The following is a 13,688-nucleotide window of genomic DNA, read 5'->3' on the forward strand; positions in this document are numbered from 1 at the left end:
AATTTATTATTTTAGATGATAATTTTATTGCATATTTTCAGTTTCCCTCTTATCTTCTTATCTCCCCTTTATATAAAAGAAATGAGAAAGATGATATTAATATCCTAGTTAACACTAGCTTTTTAAATGATTTTTAGTGATAGTACCGAAAAAACTGTAATTATAAAATAAAAAAGCATGACATAAATTGTCATGCTTTTTTATCCATATATTTTTCCAAACCTAATCTGTTATAGAACCTTTTGTTTGTTGAAAGCACTTGTAATGATTGTATTATTTCTCGGCGGCTCCAAATCAAATTGTTCTTTTATTAAATAATTTAGTAAGTCATATCTCTTCTAATGTTGCTATCATTTCTCTTTGAATCAGAAAGATTTAAAAACAGAAATTAGAATGCTTATTAATTAATTCCATATCCTAAAGATGGCCTTCCACTATTCAGGGAACGCCATCTGTTTCCATTAATTATTACTTTTCTTTATTAATTTTTTCATTTCTCATTAACAAATAAGTAAAATGAATTTATTCATCTAGTTAAATTTTAAAGCGGTAAATCTTTTCGCTGGAAGACTCTCATCCCAAATCCATAAAGTATTATACCTACACCGATAAGAATAATAAATGGAATTGCTACACTATCTCCATTCAGAATTGCACTTGTATCGAATAACGTATTCAATGATAAATACTTCATCTTTTCAAGACTTTTACTTACTTGCCCCATCAGTTGGAATAGAAAGAATGCAACTGGTATCCCTGCTCCTAAAGCTAATGAGTTTTTTGATAAATTGAACAGGCAAGAGAAAAAGAAAGAAATACCACTAGTTGCAAACATTAATAAGAATAAACCTACGTTAAGCATAATAAAATCAGAAATATTGATATCTACATTGCCTTGGAAAATTTGAATCGCAGCTAGACCAACACCAGTTACGATTACAAACATCATGATAAGTGATGTAATTAAATATAAAGCTTGAGTTCTAACAACGGTACTTCGTTTTGTAGGTGTCGACAGTAAGTAAGCCATTGATCCTCTATCTACTTGAGAAGCAATGAGACTATTGGCTGTCATCATAATAAATATGACTGGTAGAAGGACACCATGCATTGAGTAAAAAGTAGAAGCAAGCATGCCAAGGAACGTTGTATTTTTCATCATATCCGCAAGCGGTGTCCCTTTTACCATATCTGTCATACCAGTTAGAGTAGTTGGTTCAAAAACGGCAATCATAACAGCTAGCATAGCACTAGTTATGACTGTGAATATGATCCATAGTTTAAAATTAGCTTTTAATGTTTGTTTGAAAATAGCTTTACTAAACATAGCTTTCTCTCCTTTTTAATACTGACTATTGAAATATTTCTCAAGTGTATACTTAATTTCTGTAATGAACTTGATATTGTAACCTTTTAACGTTTTTAGTAGTGTATTAATTTGGCGGTCATGCACATTTACAATTACTTGGTTTTGAGATCCACGTTTTTCCGTAAAATCAAATGGCTCTGCTAAAAACAGCTTATAATCCTCATGTGAATTAAACTCGATTTTATAAGCCTTTTCCTGATTGTACTTAATCTCTTTTGTCGATTTAACAGCAATAATTTTCCCGTCTTTTATAAGGGCAACCTTATCGCAGGTATGTTCGACTTCATCAAACATATGACTCGACATGAAAATTGTTTTTCCTTTTTTCTTTTGTTCATCCAAAATACTTATAAACTCTGCTCTCATAAGTGGGTCAAGACCCGTTGTCGGTTCATCAAAAATCAAGATTTCTGGATCAGCCATCAAAGCAGCTACAATGGCTGTCTTCTGTTTCATACCTTTTGACATTCTTTTTAAATTAGCAGTAGGATCAAGCTGTAGCTTTTTAATAATTGATTCCGCATAAGACATATCTTTTAGACCTAATAATTCGGCTTGTCTTTTCAAAAATTCGGTTCCTGTTGGCGCATCTGGGAATGCAATTTCTCCTGGTATATAGCCAATCATTTTTTTGATTTCAGCTGAATCTTTCCAACAATCCATTCCATTAATCGTTGCGTTCCCGCTTTGCGGCTTTAAAAATCCCATCATATGACGGATTGTTGTAGTTTTACCTGCTCCATTCGTACCGACAAAACCAAAAACTTCTCCTTTTTCAATTGAGAGGCTGACGTCAAAAATCCCGCGTCCGTCTCCATAATCTTTTGTCATGTTGTTTATGTCAATTAATGGCACTTTGTTCGCCTCCTCCCTCATTTTTAGAATTCCGATCATAGAACTTCATAAAATAATCTTCAAGCGTAAACTTGATTTCAGAATAAAAATTCAAATCATAATCACTTATGAAAGCGATAAAATCGTTTATATCCGCATCATTCACACGTAGTTCTGCTTGATTTTCATGAGATTTGAGAGAGAGTACATTTATTTTTTTATGAGAAGATACTTCAATTTTAAAACGTTCGAACACTTCTTTTGAACTGAATTCCACTTTAAACGTTTTCTCCTCATTATGGCGCAAATCGTCTGCAACAAAAGTAGATATTAATCTACCATCCTTAATAATAGAAATTTTGTCGCATGTAGCGTCAATTTCATTGAAAATATGACTTGAAAGCAATATCGTTTTTCCTTTTGCTTTTTCCTCTTTAATAAATTCAATAAACACCTTTTGCATAATCGGATCGAGAGCACTCGTTGGTTCATCAAGAATTAGTACTGCTGGATCATGCATAAAAGCAGTGACAATCGCTAGTTTTCGCTTCATACCAAGCGACATACGTTTCAAACTACCGGATGCATCTAGCTTAAATTTTTCTATTAAATAATTGGTATATGTCATATCTTTGATTCCACGCAATTGTGCCATCATCGCAATAAACTCTGTTCCTGTCAGCGACTCAGGTAAAGCTACCTCACCTGGTAAGTAACCAAGATCCTTTTGAATTTCGCTTGCTTTTTCCCAACTACTCATTCCATTTACAGAGATTTTTCCGACTTGAGGACGAGAAAAACCCATAATATGCCGAATTGTCGTCGTCTTCCCGGCTCCATTCGGTCCTAAAAAGCCATACACTTCACCTTTTTCTACCTTAATCGAAACATCGAATACGCCGCGATTATGACCATAATCTTTTGTTAAATTATCAATCTGTATGACAGGCATATGAATAGCTCCCTTCATGTTTAATTTTATTTTCGTACTAACACTTCGTGTTACTCGACAGACTACTTATTTTTTATCCCGTTCATAACAAATTGAACGACATCCTCAATTTCCTCTTCACTAATAATATGATTTTCCATGAGTACAAAACGAGAAACAAAAAATCCTGCCAGTAAGGTAAATAACATCTTTAAGATTCGATCAGCTGGAAGATCAATCAGCTCTCCTTGCTCTTTGAATTGTTCTACAATATTTTCAAATAATACAGGAACATGTTTTATAAAGTATGGTTTTAGCTCTTTTTTCAATTCTTCTTTATAAATAATCTCCTTAACAATGACTCGAAATATTTCTTTATTTTCCGTAATAAAAGCAACCCTATTTTTCAATAAATTACGTAAAAACTCCTCAAAAGATGTTGTCTGTTCTAACATAGTTTCCTCTATCAATTCCTTAGCCATGTTCGGGAAAAAGTCATTTACAAACGGTAAAATAACAGAAAGTAATAATTGGTCTTTCTTTCCGTAATGCTTAAAAATTGTTCCTTCGGATACGCCTGCAACTTTTGCTATCTCTGCTGTCGATGTATTCGCATAACCTTTCTCAGCAAACAATTTAATCGTTGTCTCAATAATCCTTTGCTGCTTTTCTGTCTTACCTTTTATGAGACCTTGAGCAATTATTGTATCAAAAATTGGATTTGACAATTCTATTCCTCCTTTTAAAAAGTGAGTAATCACTCACTAAACTTATTATAAGAAACAAAAATATTAAAGTCAACATAAAAGTGAGTAATCACTCACTTTTATGTTCTGAAAAATATTATTTAGAAACAAAAAATTAACGTTATATATAAGTCTTCAGACATCTGGTCAAATTAGCATTTTATAGACTTATCGTTTGTTTATTTTTTTATACTAAATACGTATTTTACAATATATAAAAAAGATTCAGCATTTAAATTTTTCTCTAGTGTAATAAGTTTTCACCTAACACATCAAAACCCTTAGCAAATGAACCATTTTTGTAAAAAGAAAAAGCATGACATAAAATTGCCATGCTTTTTCTTTTCTATTTCTATTTCTATTTTCAAACCTAACACAGAAAATTTTAATTGGGAAAGAAGTTTTTTATACATTAAAACAACTTAATTCTCAAACACAAAATTAATCTTATTATCTTTCCACTCTAACTTCGCATCAAATGTTTTTTCGCCCTTTTTAAATCCTTTAATTAAATCGGTCTTCTCACCTTTTAAAAGCTTAGTCATATTCTTTTGCGAAATTGTTTTACTTAATATTTTCTTCGAGATGGTAAAATCACATTGTGTCGTGTTGTAATTAGAACAGCCGTAAAACGTTGATTTATCAATTACATCGCCATCACATTTTTTACAGCTACCAACCTTTTTACCTGTTGTAAATTTCGATCCTTTTCGCTCAATCGATTCAACATGTAATCCAGTGAAATCCCACTTCTCAGACATTTCCACCGCATCTTCAATAATTTTAGCTGATAATTTTTTCGTTTGTTCCATAAAAGTTGCTGGTGATGCTGTACCTTCCCCAATTTCCGCAAGGCGCTGCTCCCATTTTGCGGTCATTTCTGGTGAAGCCAGTATTTTATCACCGATTGCGGTAATTAATACTTTTCCTTTATCGGTCGCATACACTTGGTTTTTCTTCACATCTATATATTTACGGTCTTTCAGCATCGTAATAATTCCAGCGCGAGTCGCTTCCGTACCTAAACCTTCTGTTTTCTTTAATACTTTCTCAAGCTCTTCGTTCTCTAAATACTTACCTGCCGTTTTCATTAACGTAATAAGTTGTCCTTCTGTATAACGCTTCGGTGGTTGTGTTTTTCCTTCTTTCACTTTCACCTTTACAACTTTTCCTTCTTCACCTTCAGCTACAATTGGAAGAATGGTTTCGTCATCTTTATCGTCTTGGAAAATAACTTTACGCCATCCTTCTTGAATTTGCTGTTTTCCTTTTGAAATGAATTCAGCACGTTCATCTACAAGCGTTACAATCGTTGTATAGTCAAAGATTGCAACTTCATAATGAGCGGCAATCAGTCTTCTTACGATCATATCGTAAATTTTCTTTTCATCACCTGATAATCTGCTTGGGTTTGTAACTTGCTCTGTCGGAATAATCGCGTAGTGATCTGTTACTTTCTTTTCATTCACATAACGCTTATTATTCATAATCGATTCAACCGGAGCCGGTAATAAACCTTTATATTCATCAAACTGACTTAACTTCTGTAAAATATCAGGGAACGTTGCTGCCTCTCCTTGGGTAACATAGTTGGAATCCGAACGAGGGTAAGAGACAATTCCTTTTTGATATAATGCTTGCGTTATATCAAGCGTCTTTTTCGGTGAAAATTTAAATGCTTTATTTGCCGTTGCTTGTAGTGATGATAAGTTAAATAAAAGCGGAGGTTGAAACTCTTTACGCTCCGTTTTCATTTCCTTCACTACTGCCGGTTTACCTTGGCAAAACGCCGCAATTTTATTCGCCATATCTGGATCTTTTAAGCGGGATTCACTATCCTTCTCCCATTTCCCCTCATACTTCTTTCCTTCTATATTAAAGGTTGCGAACACTTCCCAGAACGGCTCTGACTTAAAGTTTTCTATTTCCTTTTCACGCTTTACGATTAACGCGAGTGTCGGTGTTTGTACACGACCAGCTGAAAATACATCATTCATTCCTTTTTTCTTTAACAAAATACTAAACACACGTGATGCATTCATACCAACAACCCAGTCAGCACAAGATCTTGTGTATGCTTCGTAATACGTATTAATCGTGTCTGATTCATCAAGCAAGTTTTTAAATCCTTGGTAAATAGCTTGCTTCGTTAAAGAGGAAATCCAAAGACGCTTCATTGGCTTTTGCACGTTGCAAAGATTAATTATATTCCGTACAATCAATTCCCCTTCACGCCCAGCATCGCCCGCGTGAATAATTTCTGTTACCTGTGGATTATGTAACAGCTGTTTCACAACGTTAAATTGCTTATACTTCGACTTTGTTACTTCAAATTGAAAACGCTCTGGAATCATCGGTAACGTATTAAGTGACCATTTTTTCCACTCTGCGTGATAATGTTCTGGATTACATAACTGCGTCAAATGACCAATTGCCCATGTACAGTACGCTCCATTTGGAAATAACTCATTCGCTTCTACTTCTAAATATCCATCTTTCCGGCGATATTTAAATTGTGAAACAAGAGCCAAACCTTGATCTGGTTTCTCGGCAATAATTAATTTCATTTTATAACTCCCTATCTGTATTCCAGTGTTACTTTCATTGTCTATCTGTTTAGAAGCGATGATAAAAACAACAATCTTATTTATCATTCGCGGATTACTCCCTGTAATGGGATAACTATAATATTATACGCTTATTCTTTATGGCTTCACAATAGAAACTCTTCATTTAACTCTTACATTCACATGCTCATAAGTAAAAAGACGCCCCCAAAAATCAGGAGCCTTCTTACTTACATTAATTAAATTGTGCAGATATAAATAAGCATAAGTACTCTCCATATAAACATATGATGAAATGAACGATAGGACAGGGAGGTATCATAATGTTCGCTTACACATTAACGGCCTTAACACTTTGTTGTATCTCAATTCTTATTACATCATATATTTCTAAACGCAAGGGTACCCTAATGGAGTATATGGTATTTATTATGTCTTTTAGTATGAGTATCAGTTTAAGTATCGGTTTTTATTTTGGTATTCTTTTTAAAGGTGAATTGCTCTATTCCACTTTGCTTGCCGTATTAATTAGTGGTTGTATCGGTTTTTTTATCGGTCTACGTTTTCACCTATATACTGCTTTAGAAGGCATGTTCTCTGGCTTAATGGCAAGTATGATGGGAGCAATGATTACAGAAATGTTAAATGCTCAACAAGCTCATAGTATACTGTTTATTAGTCTTTTACTTACGATAACAATAACTATGTCATGTATGATTCAACTTTTATCAGAAACTTTTTCTGCTTTTATCCAAAGGCGTTTTTTGTTATTACTATCAATTAGTGTGGTAATTATCGTTGCCGTATTCGTGACATTCCCAGATCATACTCCCCCACCTTCACCCGGGCATGATCAAAATATACATTGACTCTTGCAACGAAAATGAATAAGCAGCTATCCATAGGATAACTGCTTCATATTATTCTGGCTTATTAGGAATATTTTGGTTTGGAACATAATCAGATTTATAATCTTTATATTTCACTTCCGTTACCATCCCTGCTGAAGCATGATGTAAATCGTGACAATGGAACATCCACTCACCCGGATTATCTGCTACAAAGGCTACTTCATATTCTTCTCCCGGTTTTAAGTTCAATGTATCTTTTACAATTGGAGAACCTTCTATCGGTTTTCCATCTTTACTCAACACCTGGAAGAAGTGACCATGTAAATGCATTGGGTGATTATCCATTTTAGAACGATTTACCAATTTCACTTTTACTAAATCATCCTTTTTCACTTGAATTGGGTCAATATCCGGAAATACCTTTCCGTTAATTGTATATACCATTTCATTTCCATTCATTTTCGTATTTAAGTCCATATTATATGTGGCAGTATACTGTTGGTCTAACGTGAAACTACCTAATTTTTTAGCACCATATTTCGTCATATCTAATTTCGGTAATTTTTCTTTTTCGTTTGCTTTATCTTTCATCTCTTTGCTGCCATCATATTCAATAACAGCTTTCATTCCTTTTGCACCTTTATTTGCTGAATGCTCTTCAATATACCATTTCCCAGGATTATTAGCAGTAAATTCAATATCATAACGTTCACCCGGTGCGATTGAAATTACTTGATCCTTTATAACTTTTGGATCGTTTATTGGTTGACCATCTGTCGCAATTACTTTTATATCATGACCGTGAACATGTATATCATGTGATAGATAACCAGCATTAACGAGTCGCAGACGAACTTTATCTCCCTTATTCACTTTTAATGGTTCTACTAAATCCCCGCTTTTACCATTGATTGTGAATAAATCATACATACTCATATTATGACCTTCCATCTTCATATTTCCATGGTCCATTCCTGTCATATTGCCAGAATCTTTTTTATCACTGTCCATGTCCATACCAGAATGGTCCATACCCTTCATATCATCATTCTTTTTTGTATTGTCATTATCCATACTAGATTTTTTACTGTCTGCTTTTTCTGTTTTTCCTTTTGTCATTTCTTTTAACTGTTTATTAATCTCTTCTTTATCTGTTATCCATTCATCCAACATTAATGTGTAATCTTTATCATACTTTTCCTTTGTATCTTCTACAATGAGTGCTCCATACAAACCTCTATCTAATTGATTTACAGAATCTTGATGCGAGTGATACCAGTACGTTCCTGGTACGTTCGCTTTAAATTCGTAGGTAAAACTTTTTCCAGGTTCAACCGCATCTTGTGTCACGCCTGGAATTCCATCCATATTATTTGGGACAGGATATCCATGCCAATGAACAGATACCGGTGCAGATAATTCATTTTTTAATGTCACTTTCACTTGTTCACTTTTTTTCACCCGAATTTCTGGACCAGGAGATGAGCCATTAAATGTCCAGACTGGAACAATAACACCGTTACCTAACTTTTGCTTTTCTTCTCTCGCTATTAAAGTAACTTCTGGTCCTTTTTCAACCTTCAATGGTTTTGTAGCTGTTTCAGTCTGTGATGTTTTTTTATCTTTCATATTTTTATGATCATTTGTTGTATTTGTAGTCGCAGAACATGCAGCAATTAAAAATATTACAGAGACCGTAAGAGCTGTTAATACAAATCGCTTCATGGAAAATCCCTCCTTTTTCTTTGTCAAAATCATTGTAGAAGATGATTTTCAAGAAAATATGGAGATTTAAAATGAACAAAATAAAAAGGCGCTCAAAATTGAGCACCTTTTCTACTTATTATTTCGTAACAACCTCATCTTCCTTTACATTCACATTATTTTCTCTCATAAACGCTTCAATCTCTTCCACTTCTCTAATGATATCTTTTGACAAGTTTTCATGTCCGTCTTCCGTTACAAGAATATCATCTTCAATACGAATGCCAATTGATTCTTCTTCAATATAAAGACCAGGTTCAATTGTTATAACCATACCTTCTTCTAACACTCTATCTTTATATGTTCCTACATCATGCGTATCTAAGCCAAGGAAATGGCTCACACCATGATAATAGTATTTTGATAACTCTTCATCTTCTTGAATTAAACCAATAGCTTTACACTCTTCTGCTAGTACCTTTTTTGTATGCTCATTTAATGCAGAAAACTTTACTCCTGGCTTAATGAGTTCTGTTGTTTCTTTCAATGCTTTTAATACGATATTATATATTTGTTTTTGGCGACTAGAGAATGTTCCATTTGCCGGGAATGTATAACTAATATCAGCGTTATAGTAGTCTTTTTGAGCGCCTAAATCTAGTAATACTAAATCACCATTTTGAATTTGTGCATCATTGTCTTCATAATGAAGAACTGTAGCATTTTTCCCACTTGCCAAAATTGTATTGAACGCATGATGTTTAATGCCAGATGATTTCAATGTGAAATCAAACTGAGCTTCTAATTCATACTCCATCATGTCTGCTTTTGCATGCTTAAGTACGTTATAAATGCCCTCTTTCGTTACAGCAATCGCTTCTTTCACAATTTCAATTTCTTCTTCTGTTTTAAACACTCGCAATTCACAAATATTCGGATATACATTACCAATTGTTACGTGTGGATATTGTTCTCTTACATGTTTAGCAAATGCTAATGTTTTTGTCTCCGTACCATTCCACTCACGACGTTCTAAATCTAAATATAGATGTTTCACATTTTCTGTAAAAAGTACATTTGACATTGTTTTTTCAAAGCTATCTAAATATACAACTTTCTTTATACCTGAAATTTTCTCTGCTTCTTCGTTAGAAACTGTTTTACCGACCCACTTTTCCATTACTGGATCTGACTTTTCAATGAAAAGTGTTTCCTCTACACTGCCTCCAACTTTCTTCAACATGAAAATAACATTTGGTTCATCGATTCCTGTTACATAGTAAAAATTTCGATTTGGCACAAATTTATAATGTGCATCGGCTGACATATGAGGTGCTTGTCCAGCAAATAAAATAGTAATGGATTCATCTGGTAATGTGTTTACTAATCGTTCTCTATTTTGAGCAAAAAATGTTGATTTCATAATAATCCCCCTAGCGTTCTATGTATAATAAAAAAACTAATGATCTAATCAATTCATTTTATTATTGTTACAATTTTTCGTCAATTTTTAACCTTTTTTGATGGTGTTGACATAATTAAAATTACACGTTACAATAACTATACATTAGTAAGTAACTAATGTAATTAACTTTAACTAGAGGTGAAACAAATGAAAAACATTTTATTCCGTATTAACGAATTATCAAAAAAAGAAAAAGTATCTGGATTAACAGTTGATGAAAAACAAGAACAACAAATGTTGCGTCAAAACTATACACAAACATTTCGTGGAAGCCTAGATTCCATTTTATTAAACACAAAAATTGTTGATCAAAATGGTCTTAACGTTACACCAGCCGCATTACAAGATGCTCAAATACGTTTAAAATTAAGCAAATGAGTTCCGCGCTAAAGGATTTTAATAAAACATAAAAAGAGCTGGATTTCCTATTTAGAAATTCCAGCTCTTTTTATTGTCTTTTCTAATCTAGTAAACGAACGATACATCGCAATTCTCCATGACACAATCATGGCAAATGCAAGTAAGAAAAACATTCCACTTAACTCCGCTAAATCAATCGATTGACTTAAATATGATTTCAACGCTACTCGTACAGCTAATAATCCGACTAAAATAAATATAAATGCTTTTGACGGTTTCATATATATTTGTTCACTTCTTATCTCAAACTTCGTTGTTTTAATAAGGAATATAGAGAAAATAAGTCCTATACTAATCGCCTCTACTATTTCTAACGATGTTAATCGAAACTCTGGTAAGAAGTACATCATTGCGCCAGTACTCATAAAAATTGGCGGCAATATTATTTTCTTTTTCGTTACCGGCTTTTTCGCTGCTTTAAAGCGAAGAAACATGACACCAACCGCCATACAAACTGCTACAATACTTGATAAAAGTGCTATCATCCTCTCCACTCCTATCTATTTAACAGATTTTTTGAGTAAAATCATAAACCAAACGAGCCCGATACTTATAATAACGTGACCTAATCCAGCCATATGGCTTAAACCGTTAAAGTCAGTTCCATTTACTTGTAGAAGACCTCTCCATAGCATTGTAGCAATAGTAAAAATTAATCCGACATTATAAACTACAAACCATGCACAAAAGCTCTTTGTTTCTTGTGCATGAAATACTTTAAATAGACCCAAAGCAATTAAAAAGAATACGAAGCCGAGCACTAATACATGTGTATGCACTAATTGCAACATTGTGGATCCTTTAATTCCTTGTGCTTTCGAGTACTCCCTTGCAAAAACTCCTGATAATAAACCGATAATTAAGTAGCTGAATGCTGCATTATATAATTTCTTCATTTTATTCCTCCTGTTGTAAACTTTCCATATTCGCTGCAATCATTTTACGCAAAGTTTATGAACGGAATATGAACAAAATATTACATTCAACATTTAAATATAAAAAAACCATTCCACAATTCATATTTGTGGAATGGTTTTTCAACTTATTTTAAATCTTCTATTGAGAAAGCACCTGGAAGTAATTGCTCAACAGTCACTTCTTTTTCATCGCCTTTTACATTCGTTAGTAATACAGGCATTTTCGGTTCACAGAATTCAGCAATTACTTGTCTACACGCACCACACGGTGAAATCGGTCCGTCCGTTTCGCCTGTAATAACTAAGTAGCTAAAATCGCGTTCACCTTCTGATACTGCTTTAAAGATCGCTGTTCTTTCTGCACAGTTACATAAACCGTAAGAAGCATTTTCTATATTACAACCAGTATAGATTTTCCCTTCTTTCGTAACTAACGCTGCACCAACAGGAAATTTCGAATACGGAATATATGCTTTTTCTAACATTTTATTTGCTTCTTCAATATATTTTTTCTTATCCATATTATTTCCTCCTCAAAGTAAGTGTAATGATGATTAGTCAGTAATAACTGTATGCACTAATTTAGGAGCTACTGCTGTTTCAGCGATAGAAATGTTCTCATAAATTTTAGCTTTTACATCTTCTACATTTTCGCGATTTGCGTAAATCGTTACGAGCGGCTCGCCTTCTTTTACTGCATCGCCCACTTTTTTACGTAACATTAACCCTACTGCTAAATCAATTTCATCTTCTTTTGTTGCACGGCCAGCACCAAGTAGCATAGCTGCGATACCGATTTCATCTGCAACAATGTTAGAAATAACACCTGAAGTTTTCGCAGGTACATCAATTACATATTTCGCTTGTGGCATTTTTTCTGGATTATCTACAATCGAGCTATCTCCGCCTTGATTGCTTAAGAACTCTTTAAATTTCTCAGTTGCTTTTCCGTTTTTCATCACTTCAATTAGCATTTCACGCGCTTCTTCTAATGTATTTGCTTTTTTCGCAAGTACGACCATTTGACTTCCTAATACGAGTACTAATTCTGTTAAATCTTCTGGACCTTCACCTTTTAACGTATCAATCGCTTCTTTCACTTCTAGAGCGTTACCAATTGCAAAACCAAGTGGTTGTGACATATCTGAAATAACAGCCATAGTTTGACGTCCTACATTATTTCCGATACGTACCATTGCATGTGCTAATTCTTTTGCATCTTCTTCTGTTTTCATGAATGCGCCAGCACCTGTTTTTACATCAAGTACGATTGCATCTGCACCAGCTGCAATTTTTTTACTCATAATTGAACTTGCGATTAAAGGAATTGAGTTTACTGTTCCTGTTACGTCGCGTAATGCATAAATCTTTTTATCTGCAGGTGTTAAGTTTCCTGTTTGTCCAATAACAGCTACTTTGTCACGGTTTACAATATCAATGAACTGCTCTTTCGTAATTTCAACGTGGAATCCTTCTACCGCTTCTAATTTATCAATTGTTCCGCCCGTATGTCCTAAACCACGACCAGACATTTTTGCTACCGGTACATCTAAAGCAGCTACTAATGGTCCTAATACTAATGTTGTTGTATCACCAACACCACCAGTTGAATGTTTATCTACTTTAATTCCTTCAATTGCTGATAAGTCGATCGTTTCACCAGACTCAACCATCGCCATCGTTAAATCTGCGCGTTCGCGATCTGTCATATCTTTAAAGAAGATTGCCATAGCCAGTGCGCTCACTTGATAATCAGGAATACTTCCGTCTGTATATCCATTAATAAAGAATTTGATTTCTTCAGTCGTTAATTCTTTACCGTCACGTTTTTTCGCAATAATATCTACCATTCTCATTACAATCACCATTCCTTTTTATATGATA

The 13,688-nt window shown here is 33.9% G+C and carries 13 protein-coding genes; 2 read left to right on the forward strand and 11 right to left on the reverse strand.

The genetic code is table 11. The features are described 5' to 3' along the window. Positions 1–541: 541 nt before the first annotated feature. The 5 genes from ACTFRS_RS08990 to topB form a co-directional block, all read right to left on the reverse strand. Entirely contained in the window at positions 542–1,327 is a 786-nt protein-coding gene (locus tag ACTFRS_RS08990) for an ABC transporter permease (protein WP_139867712.1), read from the reverse strand. 15 nt (positions 1,328–1,342) lie between these two features. Then, positions 1,343–2,224 carry an ABC transporter ATP-binding protein gene (locus ACTFRS_RS08995; protein ID WP_139867714.1) on the reverse strand — a complete coding sequence of 294 codons (882 nt, stop codon included), beginning with the start codon at positions 2,222–2,224 and terminating at the stop codon, positions 1,343–1,345. Next, positions 2,211–3,155, reverse strand: coding sequence for an ABC transporter ATP-binding protein (locus ACTFRS_RS09000; RefSeq protein WP_139867716.1), 945 nt, complete (start codon positions 3,153–3,155; stop codon positions 2,211–2,213). Before ACTFRS_RS09000 ends, ACTFRS_RS08995 begins: the two co-directional genes overlap by 14 nt. A gap of 62 nt (positions 3,156–3,217) precedes the next feature. Next, positions 3,218–3,862 carry a TetR/AcrR family transcriptional regulator gene (locus ACTFRS_RS09005; protein ID WP_139867718.1) on the reverse strand — a complete coding sequence of 215 codons (645 nt, stop codon included), beginning with the start codon at positions 3,860–3,862 and terminating at the stop codon, positions 3,218–3,220. Between the two features lie 440 nt (positions 3,863–4,302). Continuing rightward, positions 4,303–6,447 carry a DNA topoisomerase III gene (gene topB / locus ACTFRS_RS09010; protein ID WP_087965067.1) on the reverse strand — a complete coding sequence of 715 codons (2,145 nt, stop codon included), beginning with the start codon at positions 6,445–6,447 and terminating at the stop codon, positions 4,303–4,305. A 323-nt stretch (positions 6,448–6,770) separates the two neighbouring features. Here topB and ACTFRS_RS09015 point away from each other — a divergent pair, with 323 nt between their 5' ends. Then, complete coding sequence (locus ACTFRS_RS09015) at positions 6,771–7,316, forward strand: hypothetical protein (RefSeq protein ID WP_139867720.1); 546 nt, start codon at positions 6,771–6,773, stop codon at positions 7,314–7,316. A gap of 51 nt (positions 7,317–7,367) precedes the next feature. Here the strand turns inward: ACTFRS_RS09015 and ACTFRS_RS09020 are convergent, their stop codons facing one another. Together ACTFRS_RS09020 and ACTFRS_RS09025 are read right to left on the reverse strand one after the other, a co-directional pair. Further along, positions 7,368–9,023 (reverse strand): multicopper oxidase family protein, encoded by a 1,656-nt coding sequence (locus ACTFRS_RS09020; RefSeq protein ID WP_139867722.1) that lies wholly within the window; start codon positions 9,021–9,023, stop codon positions 7,368–7,370. Positions 9,024–9,141: 118 nt separating this feature from the next. Beyond that, a complete protein-coding gene (locus ACTFRS_RS09025; protein ID WP_139867724.1) occupies positions 9,142–10,425 on the reverse strand; it encodes an aminopeptidase P family protein in 1,284 nt (427 codons plus the stop codon). A 189-nt stretch (positions 10,426–10,614) separates the two neighbouring features. On the opposite strand from ACTFRS_RS09025, the gene ACTFRS_RS09030 reads away from it, so the two are divergent. Then, the gene (locus tag ACTFRS_RS09030) at positions 10,615–10,845 is read left to right on the forward strand and encodes a DUF896 domain-containing protein (protein WP_000789788.1); all 231 of its coding nucleotides are present in this window, start codon (positions 10,615–10,617) and stop codon (positions 10,843–10,845) included. Between the two features lie 47 nt (positions 10,846–10,892). Here ACTFRS_RS09030 and ACTFRS_RS09035 read toward each other — a convergent pair whose 3' ends face one another. The 4 genes from ACTFRS_RS09035 to ACTFRS_RS09050 form a co-directional block, all read right to left on the reverse strand. Next, positions 10,893–11,372: a CcdC family protein gene (locus ACTFRS_RS09035; RefSeq protein WP_073531119.1), complete on the reverse strand. Its 480-nt coding sequence runs from the start codon at positions 11,370–11,372 to the stop codon at positions 10,893–10,895. A gap of 15 nt (positions 11,373–11,387) precedes the next feature. Beyond that, entirely contained in the window at positions 11,388–11,783 is a 396-nt protein-coding gene (locus ACTFRS_RS09040) for a DUF2871 domain-containing protein (protein WP_139867726.1), read from the reverse strand. Positions 11,784–11,929: 146 nt separating this feature from the next. Further along, positions 11,930–12,325: a cytidine deaminase gene (locus ACTFRS_RS09045; protein ID WP_000358526.1), complete on the reverse strand. Its 396-nt coding sequence runs from the start codon at positions 12,323–12,325 to the stop codon at positions 11,930–11,932. A gap of 33 nt (positions 12,326–12,358) precedes the next feature. Then, positions 12,359–13,660 (reverse strand): pyrimidine-nucleoside phosphorylase, encoded by a 1,302-nt coding sequence (locus ACTFRS_RS09050; protein WP_084064698.1) that lies wholly within the window; start codon positions 13,658–13,660, stop codon positions 12,359–12,361. Between the last annotated feature and the right edge of the window lie 28 nt (positions 13,661–13,688).

The organism is Bacillus cereus group sp. MYBK139-1 (genome assembly GCF_051916915.1).
GTDB classification, from domain to species: Bacteria; Bacillota; Bacilli; order Bacillales; family Bacillaceae_G; genus Bacillus_A; species Bacillus_A pacificus.

Coding starts and splice junctions, on each gene's coding strand:
- ACTFRS_RS08990 (WP_139867712.1), bottom strand. CDS start 1,327: ATGTTTAGTAAAGCTATTTTCAAACAAACATTAAAAGCTAATTTTAAA.
- ACTFRS_RS09000 (WP_139867716.1), bottom strand. CDS start 3,155: ATGCCTGTCATACAGATTGATAATTTAACAAAAGATTATGGTCATAAT.
- topB (WP_087965067.1), bottom strand. CDS start 6,447: ATGAAATTAATTATTGCCGAGAAACCAGATCAAGGTTTGGCTCTTGTT.
- ACTFRS_RS09015 (WP_139867720.1), top strand. CDS start 6,771: ATGTTCGCTTACACATTAACGGCCTTAACACTTTGTTGTATCTCAATT.
- ACTFRS_RS09020 (WP_139867722.1), bottom strand. CDS start 9,023: ATGAAGCGATTTGTATTAACAGCTCTTACGGTCTCTGTAATATTTTTA.
- ACTFRS_RS09025 (WP_139867724.1), bottom strand. CDS start 10,425: ATGAAATCAACATTTTTTGCTCAAAATAGAGAACGATTAGTAAACACA.
- ACTFRS_RS09030 (WP_000789788.1), top strand. CDS start 10,615: ATGAAAAACATTTTATTCCGTATTAACGAATTATCAAAAAAAGAAAAA.
- ACTFRS_RS09035 (WP_073531119.1), bottom strand. CDS start 11,372: ATGATAGCACTTTTATCAAGTATTGTAGCAGTTTGTATGGCGGTTGGT.
- ACTFRS_RS09040 (WP_139867726.1), bottom strand. CDS start 11,783: ATGAAGAAATTATATAATGCAGCATTCAGCTACTTAATTATCGGTTTA.
- ACTFRS_RS09045 (WP_000358526.1), bottom strand. CDS start 12,325: ATGGATAAGAAAAAATATATTGAAGAAGCAAATAAAATGTTAGAAAAA.
- ACTFRS_RS09050 (WP_084064698.1), bottom strand. CDS start 13,660: ATGAGAATGGTAGATATTATTGCGAAAAAACGTGACGGTAAAGAATTA.